This window comes from Gilliamella sp. B14384G12, assembly GCF_016101825.1.
GTDB lineage: Bacteria > Pseudomonadota > Gammaproteobacteria > Enterobacterales > Orbaceae > Gilliamella > Gilliamella apicola_N.
Genome location: NZ_JACFPU010000009.1, coordinates 82,825 through 103,656 on the forward strand (window position 1 = coordinate 82,825; position 20,832 = coordinate 103,656).

13 protein-coding genes and 1 pseudogene are annotated in these 20,832 nt (G+C 33.4%); 9 read left to right on the plus strand and 5 right to left on the minus strand.

Annotated features, from left to right (window positions below):
• Positions 1 to 29: 29 nt before the first annotated feature.
• Positions 30 to 665, minus strand: coding sequence for an NAD(P)-dependent oxidoreductase (locus H3S73_RS09980; RefSeq protein WP_198236495.1), 636 nt, complete (start codon positions 663 to 665; stop codon positions 30 to 32).
• Positions 666 to 854: 189 nt separating this feature from the next.
• Here H3S73_RS09980 and H3S73_RS09985 point away from each other — a divergent pair, with 189 nt between their 5' ends.
• The gene (locus H3S73_RS09985; RefSeq protein ID WP_086325988.1) at positions 855 to 1,199 is read left to right on the plus strand and encodes a helix-turn-helix domain-containing protein; all 345 of its coding nucleotides are present in this window, start codon (positions 855 to 857) and stop codon (positions 1,197 to 1,199) included.
• Between the two features lie 46 nt (positions 1,200 to 1,245).
• On the opposite strand, the gene H3S73_RS09990 is transcribed toward H3S73_RS09985, so the two are convergent.
• The gene (locus H3S73_RS09990) at positions 1,246 to 1,452 is read right to left on the minus strand and encodes a hypothetical protein (RefSeq protein WP_198236494.1); all 207 of its coding nucleotides are present in this window, start codon (positions 1,450 to 1,452) and stop codon (positions 1,246 to 1,248) included.
• Between the two features lie 639 nt (positions 1,453 to 2,091).
• Between H3S73_RS09990 and treR the strand changes: the two genes are divergently transcribed.
• The 3 genes from treR to treC all read left to right on the plus strand — a co-directional run bounded on the left by treR (position 2,092) and on the right by treC (position 6,404).
• On the plus strand, positions 2,092 to 3,060 hold the full coding sequence (treR, locus tag H3S73_RS09995) for a trehalose operon repressor TreR (RefSeq protein WP_198236493.1): 969 nt from the start codon (positions 2,092 to 2,094) through the stop codon (positions 3,058 to 3,060).
• Between the two features lie 170 nt (positions 3,061 to 3,230).
• Positions 3,231 to 4,658, plus strand: coding sequence for a PTS trehalose transporter subunit IIBC (gene treB / locus H3S73_RS10000; RefSeq protein ID WP_144092494.1), 1,428 nt, complete (start codon positions 3,231 to 3,233; stop codon positions 4,656 to 4,658).
• Positions 4,659 to 4,733: 75 nt separating this feature from the next.
• Positions 4,734 to 6,404, plus strand: a complete 1,671-nt coding sequence (gene treC / locus H3S73_RS10005; protein ID WP_039126530.1) for an alpha,alpha-phosphotrehalase — start codon at positions 4,734 to 4,736, stop codon at positions 6,402 to 6,404.
• A 240-nt stretch (positions 6,405 to 6,644) separates the two neighbouring features.
• Here the strand turns inward: treC and H3S73_RS10010 are convergent, their stop codons facing one another.
• The gene (locus H3S73_RS10010) at positions 6,645 to 7,349 is read right to left on the minus strand and encodes a hypothetical protein (protein ID WP_086308888.1); all 705 of its coding nucleotides are present in this window, start codon (positions 7,347 to 7,349) and stop codon (positions 6,645 to 6,647) included.
• A gap of 423 nt (positions 7,350 to 7,772) precedes the next feature.
• Between H3S73_RS10010 and H3S73_RS14045 the strand changes: the two are divergent.
• Positions 7,773 to 7,898: pseudogene (locus tag H3S73_RS14045) on the plus strand (PAAR domain-containing protein); the annotation flags it as partial.
• A gap of 54 nt (positions 7,899 to 7,952) precedes the next feature.
• A complete protein-coding gene (locus H3S73_RS10015; protein WP_232352972.1) occupies positions 7,953 to 8,516 on the plus strand; it encodes a hypothetical protein in 564 nt (187 codons plus the stop codon).
• Between the two features lie 970 nt (positions 8,517 to 9,486).
• On the opposite strand, the gene H3S73_RS10020 is transcribed toward H3S73_RS10015, so the two are convergent.
• Entirely contained in the window at positions 9,487 to 10,719 is a 1,233-nt protein-coding gene (locus H3S73_RS10020; protein ID WP_370528799.1) for an RtcB family protein, read from the minus strand.
• A 396-nt stretch (positions 10,720 to 11,115) separates the two neighbouring features.
• Between H3S73_RS10020 and rtcR the strand changes: the two genes are divergently transcribed.
• Together rtcR and H3S73_RS10030 are read left to right on the plus strand one after the other, a co-directional pair.
• Positions 11,116 to 12,735: an RNA repair transcriptional activator RtcR gene (gene rtcR, locus H3S73_RS10025; protein WP_198236492.1), complete on the plus strand. Its 1,620-nt coding sequence runs from the start codon at positions 11,116 to 11,118 to the stop codon at positions 12,733 to 12,735.
• Positions 12,736 to 12,881: 146 nt separating this feature from the next.
• Positions 12,882 to 14,279, plus strand: a complete 1,398-nt coding sequence (locus H3S73_RS10030) for an RtcB family protein (RefSeq protein WP_198236491.1) — start codon at positions 12,882 to 12,884, stop codon at positions 14,277 to 14,279.
• Positions 14,280 to 14,410: 131 nt separating this feature from the next.
• Here the strand turns inward: H3S73_RS10030 and ggt are convergent, their stop codons facing one another.
• Positions 14,411 to 16,156 (minus strand): gamma-glutamyltransferase, encoded by a 1,746-nt coding sequence (gene ggt / locus H3S73_RS10035; protein WP_198236490.1) that lies wholly within the window; start codon positions 16,154 to 16,156, stop codon positions 14,411 to 14,413.
• 545 nt (positions 16,157 to 16,701) lie between these two features.
• On the opposite strand from ggt, the gene H3S73_RS10040 reads away from it, so the two are divergent.
• Positions 16,702 to 20,595, plus strand: a complete 3,894-nt coding sequence (locus tag H3S73_RS10040) for a hypothetical protein (protein WP_198236489.1) — start codon at positions 16,702 to 16,704, stop codon at positions 20,593 to 20,595.
• Positions 20,596 to 20,832: the final 237 nt, after the last annotated feature.

Genomic DNA, 20,832 nt, shown 5'->3' on the forward strand with positions numbered 1-20,832 from the left:
CTATCTCAATGTAAGGCTTAATAAATAAATTATTCAGCAACAACCGTAAAACGTTGTTTAGTATGTTTAGCATTTTCAGCTTCATCAACCATAGCGATGGCATAATCAGCATAGCTAATTTGGCTCTTACCTTGACTGTTAACCATAAACTGCTCACCACCAGCGGTATAATGACCTGTTCTTGCACCATCAGCAACAAATTCAATCGCTGGGCTTAAGTATGTCCAGTTAACATTGTCACATTTTTTAAGTTCATCTAACGCTTTCGCCATATTCGTTGCTAACGGTTTAAACTCTTCAGGGAATTCTGGAGTATCAACTAAACGAATAGAAAGTTCTGGATTGACATATAAACTACCTGCACCACCGACAACTAATAATCGGTTAGGTTTACCACTTAAAATATCAGTAAGATGTTTTAAGCTCGTCTGATGTAAAGGTAGTGATTCAGGTGTCCAAGTAGCAAAAGCATCAACAATAACATCAAAAGGTTTTAAATCATCATAGGTTAAATCAAACAGATCTTTAACCAACACATCAGCTTTAGGATCAACTTTAGCATCGGCTTTACGGACAATTGCAGTGACTGCATGACCACGGCTAAGCGCTTCTTTAACGATTAATGAACCTGATTTACCATTTGCACCAATTACAGCTATTTTCATTATTTACTCCTGTCATATTATTTAAGCTAGTATTCAATTTGATTCTAATATTGTCTTATAAACAAAAAAGTCTTTTGCTTAGTGAATGTTTTTAGATTAATATTCAAAGTATCTATTGTAAAGTAGGTACCGCTATGTAACATAGTATCTATCAAGAAACTATTATTGAATTTAAAGGAATTATTAGTAATGTCATTAAATGAAAAATTACCACCTTGCCCTGTTGAAACGACATTAATGTTAATGGGTGACAAATGGAAAGTCCTAATTGTTCGAGATTTACTCACTGGCACAAAACGCTTTGGTGAATTAAAAAAATCACTAAACGGTATATCACAAAAAGTCCTCACTTCACATTTACGCATTATGGAAAAAAATGGCTTAATCACCCGCAAAGTGTATCCTCAAGTGCCACCTAAAGTGGAATATACCTTAACTGAGGTTGGACAGAGCCTTAAGCAAGTACATGATGCGATGTTAGATTGGGGAAGTGTCTATAAATTAAAATATAGTGCGAGAACTAGCATAGCTTAATCTAAATTAGAAAAGGGTATATTTACCCTTTTTTAAATAAATATGATTATCTATCCAATATTTGGCAGCCAAAATAAAACTGATTTGGATTTAGCTCTGGCATTAGATTTTTATCACGACCAATAATTATCGTATTTGCAAAAGGGTCTTCTATCGTTGGCAATGCGGTTTCTTTATAATACTCACCAATTAGAGTATCTTTTAAGTTATTTGGAATAATTTTGGTATCGATAGACTTAGCAAGTTCATCCATATTACCTTTAGCTATAGCTAAAAAGAGTGAGCCACTATTTCCCCAATATTTAATTTTTTAAACAGTTAGGTTCTTGGCTTTGGCTGGTTGTGTAAAGTAACACTCTAAATAAATAAGCCCATCTTCATCTAAATTTTTGACAGCAATATTATGCTGTTTAAACTTTTGTACTATCTGTATCTCTGGCTCTCTACCATTAATAGCATCGGCTAAAGATAATCAAGTATTTTCAAATTGAGATTCTATGGTGTGATCTTTTTTCATAGCTGACACTGATGTTGATAAATTTAAGGTAAACAGCATGCTAGCTACAAATAAAAATGGCCATTGCATTTTTTACTTTTAATAACGTAAATAACGTTGATCAATAATGATTCATTGAGCAAATCTAATTTTTTAAATGATAGCTATCAAGAGAATAATTAATTTCAGTATGAAAAATACTAATGTAATAATTAAATATATTATTAGAAATAACATTGAGTGTTTTAATTAAAAATGATATACAACAATATATTATTTTTGTTTTCTGTATGAGGGATGAAGTCGTTTTTGCAAACACTTAATAGACATCAATATCGCTATTTTCTTCAATCTATATTACTATGATTTAATTGATTTTCGTATAATGATGTGATTATGAATGAGTTTTCTAACCATTTAACCATTAAAGATATTGCCAAATTGAGTGGCGTGAGCAAGTCAACTGTTTCACGGGTTATTAATCATGATCCTATGGTTAAAGAGACCACCCGTAATAAAGTAATGGCCATCGTTGAGCAGTATCAATTTACGCCATCTAAGTCGGCAAGAGCAATGCGAGGTTATGGAAACAAAGTGATAGGCATTGTTGTTACTCGCCTTGATTCAATGTCAGAAAATCAAGCTGTCCGCACAATGTTACCTATCTTATACCAGTCTGGCTACGATCCTATTATCATTGAAAGTCAATTCAGCGTTGATAAAGTTGAAGAACATTTAACCATGTTAAAAGAGAAGCAAGCAGATGGCGTAATTATTTTTGCTTTTACCGGGCTTGAACCTTCATTATTATCATTCTGGAAAAGTAAAAGTGTCATAATGGCAAGATCGTATCCTGATTTTACCTGTGTTTGCTATGATGATATTGGAGCAGTCACAACGTTACTTGAATATTTACACCAATCAAAGCACCATCAAAAAATCGGTTTTATTGGTATTGAGCAACATGACCAAACAACCGGTGCACTACGTTATCAAGCTTATATGGATTATTGCCAGCAAAATCAAATCAGCCCAAATGCCTATTTAGGCAATTTAAGTTATCGTTCTGGCTATGAACTCGCACAATCAATTTTATCACACGCCCCCACAGCCATAATTTGTGCCACTGATGCCATCGCATTGGGCTTGAACAAATATTTACACCAGAATCAATTAGAACATATTACTGTGGCGAGCATTGGCAATAGTGAGCTACTTAATTTTCTTTTTCCTAATACGCTGACGGTTGAGCTTGGTTTTGATAAAGCTGGAACCTATGCAGCTAAAGAATTACTCTGTATGTTACAAAATAGCGCATTAGCTAAAACCATAACCGTGCCATCCAGATTAATTTTTCAAGAATAAAATAATCCGTTAAAATTCTTTAAGTTAAATAAAAATTTGTGAGTTCAATCACAAATAGGGAACGTTCCCATTTATTATTAATCAAATTCAATTTATGCTTAATAAATATTAAAAAATAGCCAAACTATTGATAGAGCAAAAGCTAATGTTCTAATAACAAGGAGACTTTTATGGCTAAAGATTCAAAAAACCTAACCGAAGCGATAACAAAACTTATCGATTTAATAGGAGGAAAAGAGAATGTTGCCAGTGTTACCCACTGTTTAACACGATTACGGTTTGCTTTGGTCGATCCCAAAGCAGCGAATGTGGATGCCATTGAAGAACTCCCTTTTGTGAAAGGTTGTTTTAACAATGCTGGGCAATTTCAAGTCATTATTGGTACCAACGTTGATAGCTATTACAAATCGTTAATTCAGCAATTAAATTTAGATGAGGCAAGCAAAGAACAAACAAAAGTTGCAGCTAAAAAGAATATGTCTTTCTTTGAAAGATTTATTTCTAATCTTGCTGAGATATTTGTACCACTATTACCAGCGCTAATTGCTGGCGGTTTATTGCTTGGATTGCGTAACATTATTGGTGAAATGCCAACCATTGATGATAAGCCTCTTATTCAAACTTATGCTTGGTTAGTGCCTATCTATAATATTCTTTGGCTACCTTGTGAAGCTATTTTCCACTTCTTACCGGTAGCAATTTGCTGGTCTACGGTGAAAAAAATGGGTGGATCACCTATTTTAGGAATTGTATTAGGCATCACATTAGTTTCACCACAACTGATGAATGCTTATGATCTTGGTAGCAAAATACCTGAAGTCTGGGATTTTGGTTGGTTTAGCATTGAAAAGGTTGGTTATCAAGCGCAAGTGATCCCCTCTATTTTTGCTGGTTTAGCATTAGGCTGGATTGAAACCCGTTTACGCAAAATCGTACCTGATTATTTGACGTTAGTGATTGTGCCAATTGTTGCATTATTGCTTTCTGTCTTTTTAGCTCACTTCTTGTTAGGTCCTTTCGGTCGTATGTTAGGTAATGGTATCGCCTACATCGTTAAATATTTAATGACGGGTGATTATGCTTTCATTGGCTCGGCTATTTTTGGATTCTTCTATTCACCACTCGTGATTACAGGCATTCATCATACCACTTTAGCTATCGATATGCAGATGACTGAAAGTATAGGTGGAACACCGATTTGGCCGATTATCGCCTTATCCAATATTGCTCAAGCATCTGCTGTCGTGGGTATTATTTTAGTGAGTAAAAAACATAACGAACGGGAAGTTTCAGTTCCAGCGGCGATTTCCGCTTATTTAGGGGTAACTGAACCGGCAATGTATGGTATTAACTTACGCTATAAATTCCCGATGTTATGTGCCATGATTGGCGCGGCTTTGTCTGGATTGATTTGTGGTTTATTCGGGGTGTTATCTAATGGTATCGGTGTCGGTGGCTTACCGGGTATTTTATCAATAAAACCGATATATTGGTCAATTTATGCCTTAGCAATGCTTGTAGCGATTGTCGTGCCAATCTTGTTAACGGCAACCGTTTATAAAATAAAACTCAAAAAAGGCACATTAGATATTCGGTAATTATCCATTAAACGTTAACCGTTCTTACAACAGAACGGTTAAAAAAAATCTTAAATTAACCATGAAGAGCAGACAATGAATAAAATTGATATCCCTTGGTGGCAAAACGGCACCATTTACCAAATCTATCCAAAAAGCTTTCAAGCCAGCCAAGACAGTTCTACAGGCGATCTGTTAGGTATCATCAGCCGATTAGATTATCTAAAAAAACTCGGCATTAGCGCAATTTGGTTAACGCCAATTTACCCATCACCACAAATTGATAATGGTTATGATGTTGCCGATTATTACGATATTGATCCAGCTTATGGCTCAATGGCGGATTTTGAATTATTAGTCAAACAGGCACATGAGCGCGGGATCCGCATTATGATGGATATGGTGTTTAACCATACCTCGACCGAGCATCCATGGTTTAAATCAGCCTTAGATAAATCCAGCCCTTATCGCTCATTTTATATCTGGAAAGATGCTAAAGCTGACGGCAGTGAACCCAATAACTGGCGCTCCAAATTTGGCGGTAAAGCGTGGCAATGGCATGAACAATCAGGGCAGTATTATTTACACTTATTTGCCAAAGAGCAGGCTGACCTTAATTGGGAAAATCCTCAAGTTCGCTTTGAAATTAAAAAAGTGTGTCAGTTTTGGTCAGATAAAGGCGTGGATGCCTTAAGGCTAGATGTGATTAATTTAGTCTCCAAACAGCAAGATTTTGCCGATGATAAAAACGGAGATGGTCGCTGCTTCTACACGGATGGACCTAAAATTCACGAATTCTTACAAGAAATGAGCCGTGATGCTTTTCAACCTAATGACCTTAAAACCGTGGGTGAAATGTCTTCTACCACGTTAGAAAACTGCTTAAAATATGCCTCATTAGACGGAAAAGAGCTAACCATGACATTTAATTTTCACCATTTAAAAGTCGATTATCCAAATGGTTATAAATGGGGATTGGCCAAACCTAATTTGCTCGAGTTAAAAAATATTATGGGCGAGTGGCAAAAAGGGATGCATGATAAAGCTTGGAATGCCATTTTCTGGTGTAATCACGACCAACCGCGAATTGTGTCGCGTTTAGGCAATGAAAGCCAATATCACAGAGAATCTGCCAAAATGCTTGCCATGTTGCTATATGGATTACAAGGTACGCCGTATCTTTATCAAGGTGAAGAGATCGGCATGACCAATCCGCATTTTAATAATATTGATCAATATCGTGATGTTGAAAGTCTAAATATCTACCACGAAAAAATAGCCGAAGGTATGGATGAAGCAGAAATTTTAGCAATATTAGCGAGCAAATCACGCGACAACAGTCGAACACCAATGCAGTGGGATAATAGCTTAAATGCCGGTTTCACTAAAGGGCAACCATGGATTGAAGTGGCAAGTAATTATCAACAAATCAATGTTAAAGCCGCACTTGAAGATCCCGATTCTATCTTTTATTGCTACCAAGCATTAATTAAATTGCGCCAAGAACACCCTATATTCATTTTTGGTGATTACCAAGATTTGACCGCAAATATTACCGATTATTGGTGCTATGTGCGTAGCTGGAATAATCAGAAATTATTGGTGATAGTGAATTTGACCGATAAACAGGTTAAATGGCCATTGCCAAAAGAGTTACTGACACTTAAATGGCAACCACTGTTAAGTAATTATGCAAATAAAACCACACTTGCATCTGAAATAACATTAAGACCTTATGAAGCGATGTATCTATTAAAAAAGGAATGATTAACCAATCATCCAATTTTTAACAATAGAGAGTTATAAAAGCGTGATCGACAAAAGATCACGCTTTTTAATATCATTATTTTGCCAACATCCAACTGATAAAAATCAGTTCACATCTTTACCCACACTGTAAACACTCTAAAAAGTAAAATTTAGAATAGAATTCACAATGAAACGGTATAGACTCCTGAATATTTTTTACAAGCAGTATGAATCATTAACTCTATTTAAGCTAAAATGCTATCCGTCGGTTTTAACCTCTAACCATGTTTGACGGTAACGTTGGCGACGTTTGGCTTGGCAGTAGTTTGCCAATGCTGCAAACCCTTGATGTGCCATTAACCAAATAAAATAGAGTTGCCACTTAGCTGCGGTATCAACACTAATACCCAACTTCTGATGAATCGTTTTGCAAGATTCACCTTCCAGCAATAGATCAATGCAAGGTAACCACAAATGACAATGTGATAACTTATTAAGATGATGTGCTTTTAATGGATTAAACGTACGTCGACATGATCGACAACGAAAATTAAGGCGATGACCAATACGAACCGTGCTCATCGATGTACAATGGGCGCAAGGCATAACAGAGGTATTAAGTAGATCCGAGAGCCATGACTTAAAGGCCTCAGCTTGTCGGCTCACTTCTTTAGGTACCGTATTTTCAAGATTAAGTATTGTTTGATAAAGGGATGGTTCATGTAATGCGAGCAATTGTCTAATCACATTATCTCGCCTAAGTACGGCTCGGGGCGAAAGACCGAGCTCATTAGCAATCAAACTATGGGGTTGAGCAATTAACGACCATGGTGCAATGTCAATAAACAACGAAAAAGGCTTAAGACGTTGGCATAACGGACTACTTGCAACTAATTCTGGTAACTGTCTCAAGAATCGATTAGCAGCAGAATGCTGCTTAACAGGTAAAATTTCTCGATACATCGTTACTCTCCTTATAACCGTACAAAGTCCTGTATAGTTTTAATAAATAATATAATCTAAAAAATTAATAGTTAAAATTTTTAATACTAAAATTTATGAGTTAATTTACCATCCTTAAAGTAATAGAATTAAATTATAACCATTTAACCATTTCTCTCAAGTAACAATTATTATGAAAAAAGCCTAGCTATATGAAATAAATATCAAATCACTATCAAATATAACTTTCTTATTTTATTAATAAATTTTCACAAATTTAAGTTTGTTTTTCTATATCTGTTTCATATAATTATAATAAAGTAGTTCAAAAAAGCAACAATGGCGTAGTGATGAGTAAGCAAATAGCGATTATTGGTGATATGACCACCACTGGAGGCAGAATTATTTCAGGCTCTGGGGGACAGTTTTAATGCAAATCAAAGTATAGCTTGCATTGGCGATTATTCTTCATGTCCTAAATGCCAAAGTACAGGAAAAATTATAGAAGGGACTTACAATTTTATCGTTGCAGGAAAGCCAGCAGCTTATGACGGTTGTATCGTTGCATGCAAATGTTCCCCAATAGGCTGTAATAAAATTATCGCATTGGAAAGTGCCATTTTTGTGGGTGTGGAGGAAGAAAATAATAGTTTAAGTCCTATCATCAATACCTCTATTATTCAAAAGAATATAAACGAAAATTTAAATAATGATGTAACAAAAGATGGACAACAAGAGATAGAAGCGTACTTATTTACTGTAAGGGATGCTAAATTTGGATTTGGTGACCATTCTGCCTTATATATTAATTTTAATGAAAAAGATAAATATCCATTAATTTTCGATCCTAATGGTGGTTATATGCGGCAATATCGAGGACAAGCTGAAGCTTTTTACGATGATGGTGATTTTCCTTTTTCCATAGAAGAATACAAAAAATTTCATGAAGTAGATGATGATTATGTTACTCTGACAAAAATCACTTTAACACGCCAGCAAGCCATTAATATTGAACAACGAGTAATTAATGGAGATTATGCGACTCAAACTCTCCCATATTGTGCATGGGCGGTTTCATCAGTATTAGATGAATATGGATTAGAAGAGCTTTATCTTTTTCCTGGCTCTTTAGAAGATGCGGTTAAAGAAATTGAAGAGAAAAAAGGATTATCCAATGAAAACCATTAATCTATTTATTATAGTGTTGTTTAATTTTATCGGAGGTTTATTGAGTTACTCTTGGTGTTATCGATTATTTATCAGAAAATACAGCACACCAGAATGGCTATACTTAATATTTTATGGAATGTGTTATTTCAGTTTTATACTAATTGCATTTTTTATATTAAATAAAGTTAATCGTCCTGTCATATTATTGATTTCAGGTGTTCTCATCGCTATCTTAATTAGTTTTATTTCATGGATTGTTAATCCGTTCATTTTATTTGTTAATGCGGATCAATATTTAGAATTCGATCTCTATGATTTATTTATGCCATCACTTATGACCCTCAATTTTATTATCTATCCAGTAATTTTATTATGTTGTCATTACTCGTTTTTATGGATTGAAAAAACAGTTAAAAAGACTTAAGGGAAAAATTAATCAATGAAAACCATTAATCTATCTATTATAGTCTTGTTTAATTTTATTGGAGGGTTACTGAGTTATTCGTGGTGTTATCGACTATTTATTAGAAAATACAGCACGCCAGAATTATATTATTTAGTATTTTATGGTGTGTGTTATTTCTGCCTTATTCTTATTTCAATCTGGATATTAAATAAAATAAAAAAACCTTTTGGATTGATAAGTATCGGCGTAATTATTGGGATTGTAGTTACTTTTATCTCATGGATAGTTGCACATTTTATTTTAGGTATTTATCAAGAATTGGCTCTAAATATTAAGGTTTTTTTACCATATTTGTTTATAACTTCACTTATGACCCTCAATTTTATTATCTATCCAGTAACTTTATTATGTTGCCATTACTCGTTTCGGTGTATTGAAAAAATGGCTAAAAATAGAAACGTTTAGATTTGCTATAAATAACATTGAGCTAAATTTAAATGGAAACAAGGTAACTAATGATATGATCAATAATTACCCTATTATTTTTATCATGATTATCGAGGATAGACTCCTCGATATAATTTACCCTTTCACACACACCACTTGTCGTAGTTGATGCATAATTTCAACCAGTTCATTTTGAGCGGTCATCACCGCATCAATATCTTTATAGGCCATTGGGATTTCATCAATCACATCAGCATCTTTTCTACATTCAACGTGCGCAGTGGCTTTCATTTGATCTTCAATAGTGAACATTCTTTTGGCTGCAGATCGGCTCATCACTCGTCCTGCCCCATGAGAACAAGAACAAAAGCTCTCTTCATTCCCTAGTCCGCGAACAATGTAGCTTTTTGCTCCCATTGAACCAGGAATAATACCAAGTTCTCCTTTACGTGCCGAAACCGCCCCTTTACGCGTCACAAACACATTTTGTCCAAAATGATGCTCTTTTTGCACATAGTTATGATGACAATTTACCGCTTGTATATGACTGGTAAATTCAATATTTAATGTATTTCTAATAGCCATAACAGTGTTATGCATCATAATTTCACGATTTAAACGAGCAAACTCTTGCGTCCAATTTACCGCCATAAGGTAATCATCAAAATGTTCAGTCCCTTCAACAAAGTAAGCTAAATCATTATTTGGTAAATATTTATCGATAAAGTAAGTTTCCATATCCTTTTTTGCTAATTTAATAAAAAATTCACCAATAGCATTACCGACCCCACGCGAACCACTATGTAACATAATCCATACTTGTTGATTTTCATCTAAACACACTTCGATAAAGTGATTACCGGTTCCAAGTGTCCCTAAATGGTTGTAATTATTTGTTTTTAAAAAACATGGATATTTTTCGGTTAATTTCTCAAATCCCGGTAAAAGTTGTTGCCAATATTGATCAACAATTGCTGGCACATGTTGCCAACTTCCCTGATCTTGACCTTCCTTTTTAGGCGTTAAACCATGTGGCACGTTTTTTTCAATCGCTAAACGTAATGGGGCAAGATCATCAGGTAAATCAGACGCAGTTAGTGATGTTTGTACGGCCATCATTCCACAACCAATATCCACCCCAACGGCTGCTGGAATAATGGCACCCAGAGTAGGAATAACACTCCCGATTGTTGATCCTTTACCCACATGGACATCAGGCATTACGGCAATGTGTTTAAAAATAAATGGCAATTGTGCTGTTTTTAGTAATTGTTCTTTGGCTTCTTGCTCGACTGGCACGCCTTTAGTCCACATTTTTACTGGTCTTGAATTTTCATTTTTTATTACTTCATATTGAATCATTTTTATCTTCCTTTTAAATCTGGGTAAAATGCACTCCGCCAGTGGTAATATCTTTATATTGGTTAGATCGCACTAAACCATGTAACCGTTTATCCGTTCGTTTATGACCAAAATTCTATTGCTACATTGCGCTATGAGCGCTTTAGTGCTGCTATCTTTTATCACCACAAAGTGACTTAATTATTAAATTTAAACCATCTCAACATATCTGAATATGCTTGCTTAGGTATGATTAATATTGCGAAAAGCGTGCCAATAAATGAAAAACCATAACAATTATTTTTAATTATTTGTTTTTAAACAAAATAAATAATTTTTTAAATTAAAATAAAAATTATCATAGTATTTTTAATACACATTTTTTATAATTTTATATATCAATTTATAAAAATATATAAAACCATGAAAAAGAATGTCGTATTTGGATTTTTAGGGAATGTATTAGATCAACGTGGTAAAGGAAAACGGCGTTGGAAGAATTGGCGACCGACTATTGATTTATGTCATCAACCGGATATGCCAGTTACTCGATTAGAACTGCTCTATTATCCAAACGATTATGATCTACTTTGTACAATCGTTAAAGATATTAAGATTTTATCGCCTCATATTGAAGTAAACCCCATTGAGGTAAACATTAATGATCCATGGGATTTTGAACAAGTTTATACATTCCTTTTTGATATTTCGAAAAACTACACATTTAATTCAGAACAAGAAGCGTATTATTTGCATATTACAACAGGTACCCATGTTGCGCAGATTTGTTGGTTTTTACTGGCAGAATCCCGCTATTTTCCGGCTAAATTATTACAAATGTCTCCTCCGAAAAAAGAGCCACTGACCGAAAATAATGAAATTGAGCAAGACGATCTGATTGCGCTTACCCCTTGCGGGATAATGAGTATTATTGATTTAAATTTAAATCGTTACGATAAAATCCTAACCCGTTTTCAGCAATATGCTCAGCAAGCGACCGAGCTGTTAAAATCGGGCATCGCAACTCGTAACCCACAATTTAATCAGCTTATTGCCGAAATCGAACAAGTGGCGAGCCGTTCTCATGCGCCTATTTTATTATGTGGACCAACGGGCGCGGGTAAATCATTTTTGGCAAAACAGATTTATTTGCTCAAACAAACCAATCATCAAATCAAAGGACAATTTGTTGAAATCAATTGCGCCACGCTACGCGGTGATAGTGCAATGTCAACCTTGTTTGGTCATGTTAAAGGCGCCTTTACGGGAGCAAATCTTGCGCGCACTGGATTACTTAAAAATGCCGATGGTGGCTTACTGTTTTTAGATGAAATTGGCGAGCTGGGACTTGATGAGCAAGCGATGTTATTAAAAGCCATTGAAGAAAAACAATTTTACCCGTTTGGTAGCGACAAACCGATACACAGTGATTTTCAATTAATCGCCGGTACCAATAAAGATCTTAAATCAGCCATTGCCAATGGTGAATTTCGTGAAGATCTGTTTGCTCGAATCAATTTGTGGAGTTATCAACTGCCGGGCTTAGTAGATAGAAAAGAAGATATTGAACCCAATATTGATTTTGAATTGGCACGCTATGCCAAAGAATATGGCATTATGCCACGCTTTAATCAACAGTCACGCCAAGCTTATCTTAAATTCGCTACCTCACCACAAGCCTTATGGCAAGGTAACTTTCGTGAATTAAACAGCTCAATTATTCGCATGGCAACCTTAGCACCGCAAGCGAACATTACCACTGAACAGGTCGAACAAGAAATTAAACGCCTAAGTCAAAATTGGACTTCTGCACAAAATAGTTATGATGACCTGATACCTAATGAAATTGATGAATTTGACCGTTATCAACTGGAAAAAGTGATCGAAATCTGCCAAAAAAGTAGTAGTTTATCAGAAGCAGGCCGACAATTATTTGCCATATCCCGAACCAAAAAACAACGCAGTAACGATGCTGATCGCTTAAAAAAATACTTAGCTAAATTTGGTCTGAGTTGGGAAAGAATACACAGTAAGAACGGATAATCTAATAAAAAATAATTTAACAGTTTACATTTTAATAAACTTTGGTCTAGAATACGCCCACTTTCCTGAATAGTGCTGCTGCAGGAAACAGTAATTATCCTCTCAAATTGAGAGGACAGTATTTTATTGTTTTCTAGGTGGCTATTATGTCTACATTTACCCGTTTACAAAAACGTTTATCCCGATGTGGGATTGAAACTCATTTTAATAATGATATCTATACATTTAATAAACAAGATATTACAGCACAAGCACTGTTACCCAATCCGTTACCTTTAGAAGAAAAAGCGGTTGAGCAGTTACTTGATTTTGCATCGGTAACAATGCCCAATAGTGACGGCAAAGTTTGCGCAGCAAGGGCTACGCCAGACTTTCATCCCGGTGCGATTGCACCCGTTGGAAGTATTGTTGCCACTACCTCTAATTTAATTATTCCCGCAGCGATAGGCACGGATATTAATTGTGGTATGCGCCTGTTTACTACAGGTTTAAGCCTTAATGAGGTGACTGAACAAAAATCAAAACTCATTGAGCAATTAAAACAGGTGTTATTGCATGATGAGCGCGATGTACCGGTTACACCCACATCTTTTCAAGCGCTCTTTGATGAAGGCCTTACCGCTTGGTTAGGAGCTTTACCGCAACAAGGTTTATGGAATAGTGTCAATTTTGATCGGCTAACGCATGAGATTAGTAAAATTTCTGGCAATGATCTTCTTTCAGCCGATAGCCAGTATGCTCCCGAAGCCTTTTTTGAAAAACGAGCGATTATTCGTCCGTCAAGTTTAGGCACAGTTGGTTCAGGTAACCATTTTGTTGAATTACAAATTGTTGATGAAATTATTAATCGCCATGTTGCTTATCAATTAGGTTTAAAGAAAGATGCTATTGTGGTTATGATCCATACTGGATCACGTGATGTCGGTTTTTATATTGGCAAGCGTTGGCAAGATAAAGCCAAAGCATTATGGCCTGCTGATCAAAAATATCCTAAATCAGGTTTATTTGCTTTGACTGACAATCATGCTCAAGAGTATTTGCAAGCGATGGGGGTTGCTGCTCGTTATGCTTGGATAAATCGCATTGTGATCACAGAGCTGGTGCGTAAAACCTTTAACTCACTCTTTAAGCAGGATGTGAGTCAATTATTGGTCGATATATCACACAATGTTATTTTTCCTGAAAATGGTATGAATATTCATCGTAAAGGCGCAACACCCGCACATTTAGGTGAAATCGCTTTAATACCTGGATCTATGGGTGATTACTCTTATGTTGCAATAGGAAAAGGTCATCCTGATTGGTTATGGTCTTGCTCACATGGTGCTGGACGAGCAGAAAAAAGGCAGACGATGCGCAGTAAGAAATTGGCTTCAGATAACTCTTTATTGCCATGGCAATGCGTAACTTTAAAACAAGAGCGACTATTTGAAGAAGCGCCTGCTGCATATAAACCTATTACCCCCGTCATTCAAGCGCAAGAAAACGCTGGTTTGATTCAAACCGCCGTTAAACTTAAACCTTGGATAACGTTTAAAGTATGATATAAAAAAGATTTCAATTTCTTCAAAAATTGGGATCTCTATAGAGCGTAAATAAAGATAATGGCTGATGTCATTATCTTTATTATTTTAGTTCTAGCATTTCTGATTTGATCTAATATTTTAATCAATCATTAATAACCCGCAGCCAAGCCATCACCACGAGGATCGGTTGCACCCATTAATCGATGATTATCGGCATCAATTAAAATTGCACCTGCATGCCCCATGGTATCGGTATAATCATCAACGACTTTCACATTATGTCCACGCGATTTAAGAGTATCAATAATATTTTTAGCGACTCGCCCTTCTATTTTAAGATCATTGGATGATGCTCCCCAAGTTCGCCCATGTAACCATCTTGGTGCATTAATGGCATCTTGAGGAGACAAATTAAAATCGACAATTCGCGTGACAATGGCCGCTTGAGTTTGTGGTTGCCCTTCTCCTCCCATAGTGCCATAAACCAGATACGGTGCACCCTCTTTAAATAACATGGCTGGATTTAAGGTATGAAAGGTTCGTTTATTCGGCTCTAAACGATTAATATGATTAGGATCGAGTGAAAAAAAGCTCCCTCTGTTTTGCAGTAAAATTCCGGTATCTTTGGCGACAATTCCTGAACCAAAATCATGATAAATACTCTGAATGATAGAAACCGCATTCCCTTGTGCATCAACAACGCCAAACCAAACTGTATCCCCTTTTGGATCTAAGGGTTTAATATCGATACGTGCAGTTTGCATATCAATCTGTTTAGCTTGCTGTTGACCATGCTGAGAGGATAATAAAAACTCAAGCGGGATAGGGTTAAAATCAGGATCCGTCAAATATTTATCACGATCGGCAAACGCTTGCTTGGTCGCCTCAATGATTAAATGATAATAATCAGCACTGCCTTCGCCTAATGATTTAACATCAAAATTATTTAATATATTAAGAATCTCTAAAGAAGCCATTCCTTGTGTATTAGGAGGCAAATTATAAGCCGTATACTGTCGATAATTAACATGAATAGGAGAAACCCATGTTGCTTTATGGTTAGCAAAATCCTCTAAGGTCAACACTCCGCCATGACGCTTTAAATCATCAACAATTTTGTGAGCAATATTGCCACGATAAAATACCGTTGCACCGTCATTGGCAATAGACTTTAATGAAGTTGCTAAATCAGGTTGTTTGAGAATTTCGCCGATTTGATAGACTTCACCATCGTTTTTTAAAAATACTTTTTTAAACTCATCAAAACGCTTAAGATCGCGAAACTCTTTATCCTTAGTATCAATATTGACTGTAGACCAATAATTTAAACTCGGTGAAACGGCAAATCCATGTTCAGCATAATTGATTGCCGAATCAAACAACTTATTCCACGGTAAAGAGTTATTCATACTTTTTGATGCATACTGATAAGCTTCATCCCAACCAGAAACCACGCCAGGGACGGTATTAGCAGCCAAATAACCACGCGACGGAATTTTATCTAACCCTTGTTGCTTATAAAATGCAATCGTCGCCAGACTACCCGATCGCCCGCTGGCATTTAATCCCTTAATTTCTTTGGTTTTTGAGTTATAAATTATCCAAAAATTATCACCGCCAATAGTATTCATTTGTGGATAAACAACCGCTAATGTCGAAGCAACCGCAATAGCAGCATCAACCGCATTACCACCTTGATGCAACATATCCAGACCTGCTTGAGTTGCTAAATAATTTGGCGAAGTCACCATAACATGGGTAGTGATTGGATTAAGACATCGAGAAGGCGTCTCACAATATTTACCTGTTTCAGAAAAAGGCAACGGTTCCGCCTGACACAAGCCACTCACGAGCAACATACTTAATAACAGCTTAACTTTATATTTCTTTTCCATTTTAACCATTCCTCATCTATTAATGATAACTAAGGAATGCATTTTTTATGCCAAAAATGATAAACCCAAAATTATTAAAAAAATTACCATGACATATCAATTCAGCACCAAAGACGTGAGATTTATCTTCAAGGGTTATAAATACTAATTAACTTAACTAAAAACAGCCTAATAACACGGAAACTATTAAAAAAAATTGCAATGAAACGGTATAGACTCCTGAATAATTTTTACAAATTGTGGAGTTTAAATGGTAAAAGAGAGAAGAGTTGAGTTTAAAGATAAGAATCATACTAAACCAAACAAAAGGTTAAATGATTATTGCTAGAATTTATAATAACTAAAAGATGCGCAAATAAAAAATATCAGTAACATTATCGGTTTTGGTTAATCACTGCTCAGTATAAATAAAAATATGCTATATTGTTTTTTGAGTGATTTTATAAGATGTTAAAACTAAAATAATTGAATATTGTTAACTTAAAATAATAATACGTTTTATAAATGAAATGATTGAATGAAAAAATTATTGCAAGGAATGGAGAATGGTAGATAATCAAAATGGAGCAAAGCAATTAGCTCAAGCACAAGAAAATATCACCTTTGAAAAACTCACGCCAACGACTCTTTCGCCTGATGAAATGATAGGTTATAACGAAGCGCTCGATTTTATATTCAAAGAAGATGATTTGATGAACATTGCTATTAGTGGACCTTATGCTTCAGGGAAAAGCAGTGTATTTAAGACTTATGAAGAAAAACGCCTTGAAAAGAAAAAAATTAAAGGTATTCACATTTCTCTTTCTTATTTTTCACCTAATCTAAAGTCAAAAATAGAAAACCAAAACCCAGATAATGAATTCACTTTTAATGATGAATTAATGTTAGAAAGAAAAATTATCAACCAACTTATTCATCAAATCGATCCAAAGCAAATTCCATACACAGATTTTAAAGTAAAAACTGAGTCAAACAAGTTAATTAAAATATTTTGGGCTTGCATTATTTCTGTGTTTTTTTGTTGTTTTATATACATGAATGCAACATTATTTAACAAAATTTTTGAAGAGTATACTTTGGTATTTATTGGTTTGTCATTTGCTCTGATAACTTTTATTTTTTATAAAATAATTGATCTCCAAAATAGTAAAAATCTTATTAGAAAGCTAAAAATTTTTGAGAGTGAGCTTGATATATCATCATCAGAATGTGATGTTTCTTACTTTGATAAATATTTGGATGAGATTATTTATATCTTAGATAAATCAAAATTAGATTTTATCGTTTTTGAAGATATCGACCGTTATGATGATAATTTGATACTCAGTAAATTAAGAGAATTAAATTATATTTATAATAAAAGACAGAAAAATCACAAGAAAGAACAAAAGGGAAAACCAATCAAATTTATCTATCTAATTAAAGATGAAATTTTTGAATCAAAGGAACGTACTAAGTTTTTTGATTATATTTTACCTATCGTCCCCGTTATAGATAACTCCAATTCATTAGGAAAAATGAATGAGCTATTTAAAAGTAAAAATATTTATAGTGATTTTTCAATATCTTTTTTGGACACTTTATCATTATATTTAGATGATATTAGGCTCATTAAAAATATTTGTAACGAATATATCATTTATAAGAAAAAATTACCCCACCAAGCCAGTTGGTTTAAAAAAGAAAAATTATTAGCCATTATTGTTTATAAAAATATTTTTCCAGAAGATTATTCTTTAACGCGCTTGGGTTTAGGACAAGGCGTTGTTCATCGAATTATTGAATCTTTAATAAAACAAAGAAATTCTATTTATCAAACTCAAATTGAACAATTAGATAAGGCAATTCAATCCAAAAAAGACATAATTAAAAAGATAGATATGAACCATTTGGAAAGTATTGATGAGTTAAAAGCTTTATATATCAAACTTCCATTCCAATTTGGTTACAGTGACTATCAATTTGATGACGGAACAACAGTTTATGATTTAAATATAAAAGAATTGATTTTTAATGCAAAAAAAAATAACTATAAAATCACAAAGCAAGATTTTTTTAGAAATAAGATTGAGATTAATTATGAAGAACATCTCAAAAATCTTGAGCACAACAGCGAATATAAGAGAAGAAAAAAAGAACTCAAAATTATTCAAAAAAATAATAAATCAACACTTTTAGCAGAAATTAGAGAATTAGAAAAAGAAAAATTACAATTAAAATCACCTAATAAAATTTCTGAAATTATTAAGATTAAGCAAGATAATAATACTACTATAGATACTTTGTTTAAAGATCATATTTACGACCAGATAACCGATAAAGAAGAGAAAATAGAGCATAAACAATATAAATCTGAATATGAAAAATTAGCATCTTCATGTTATTTCCCGCTTTTACGCACACTCATTATTCAAGGCTATATTGATGAGAATTATAATGATTATACGAGCTTCTATGATGAACAAGGGTTACCACAAAATGATATGCTATTTTTGCGTAATATTAACGAGCGAATACTAAATGACTGGCAGCTTGAATTAAAAAAACCGGAGATAGTACTAAAAAGATTAAATGCCGATAATTCAAGTAAGTTTAACGAGCCGGCTGTGTTAAATTTCTCCTTACTTGATCATATTTTAGCGACAAACAAAATAAGGGATTTATCTCAATTTATCATTTTATTTAAATCAACTTATCCAGTTGATTTTATTAATGAATATTTGGCAAGATCTTATACTTTATTAATAAATAACAATACAAAATATCAACCTGAATATTTATGTTTATTTGTAAAACAAATAAATATTCAATTATGGAATATATGGGCATCTATCTATATGCTTGACCAACGGCTTTATCTATATCTTTCATTTATTCATAATCAACCAATAGAATTAGAAAAAATGAATGGACATGCTGCACTAAAAGCGTTTATTGAATGCTTAACTGATTTTTTGTGTATTGATGATGAATGGAATACGATTTTTCAGTTATTGGATAATAAACAAAAAATAACGAATGCTTTTAAAAGAATGGATATTCAATTCAAACAAATTGAGCATTCAACCCCAGAACTCTTAGCATTAGTCGAAGCAAACAATCACTATGAATTAAATTATGTTAATGTAAAATATATATTAGAAAACAAATATAATCTAACCAATTTCGATTCTCACATTATAGAAACTATATTGTCATTAAGTGATGATGCGCCAATTAAAGTATATTTTCAAAGTAATCCTGCATTAATAGTTTTATTTATTGTTGAATCAGATATCCCAATAATTGATCATAACGAAGATATTATATTATTTATTTTAAATCATAAGAGTATTCATTCATCTATTAAAACATCTTATATAAATAAAATTTCATTAACCATTAAATTATTGGAACAAGTAACCGATAAAGGTGTTTGGGATATACTACTTGAAAAGCAAAAAATAGAATATTCAGCCGAGAATATTGTCCACTATTTCTTTAATTATGAATTGGAAGATGAAGATGAAGATGAAGATGAAAAGGATAGAAGAATCAATGATCAACTAGCCGATTTTATTAACAATAGTAATAAAATTATATCACCACAACAGGCTGATTTAGAAAAATTAATATCAGATGAAGATGATCTAAATTTATTCTTTAGACAAATAATCCTTAATACTAAATTAAATCCTGATAAATACAGTATGTTAATTGCATGGTTTAATGGTAGATATTATCCTAACTTCGATTGTAAAGAGCTTAGTAAAGAAAATATATCAATTCTGATTCAGCTTAAAGCTATCGTTTTGGAAGAAGAACAAGATTTAAATTTTATAAGAAAAAATTATCCAGATCATGTTCAAGAATTTATTATTCATAATCGTGACGGGTTCATCAGTCTATTTTCGAAAAAATATATGAATGAAAAGTTTCCATTATTAGAGTTAATAAGTAAACCAAGTTCGATTAATAATAAAAATTACCTAACAGAATTAGAAAAGAATATTTTAAAAAATGAATTCAGTCGTAATGAACTACTTTATTTAACAAAAACAGAATATTATGAACATAATACCGATGAACAAAAAGAAATAATCAAACAGTTGTGCGTTGAACATAAGACAAAAACAATAGGATTTAGACAAATTTGCTATAGTTTATTAATCAAATTATTAAAAACTAAAGAGTTTTCACTAGACGATAAATATAGTTTGTTATGTAATCAAATAACTGATCTAGCAATAGATTATTTATATCATCTATTTAAAGTTATAGAACAAGATCCAACAAACGAAAATCTTTTTTCAAATTTATTTATAGGAAAAAACCAATATTTTGATAATACCACCTTAAATCAAAAAATAATGGAAGAACTGAATCTAAAATGGAAATTAAAATATGAAATAAAAGAAGATAAAATTATGGGTTATGGACAGAAGTTAATTGAAAATTAAATTATTAGTAATCTAAATTTATACATAAAAAACTAACTAATTTAAAATTTTTTTTATTTACTATTATTTGGATAAATACACTTTGCAATAGCCCACCACTAATACCACAAGGTGGGAAACTTGTTTATTTATGGATTTAGATTAGTTAGTCATAAGATTATTAATAATAGCTAATCAAAAAAGCGGATGTTTGTTCAAACGTATTATAAAAAAACTTTCGTTTTAAATTCTTTTAAC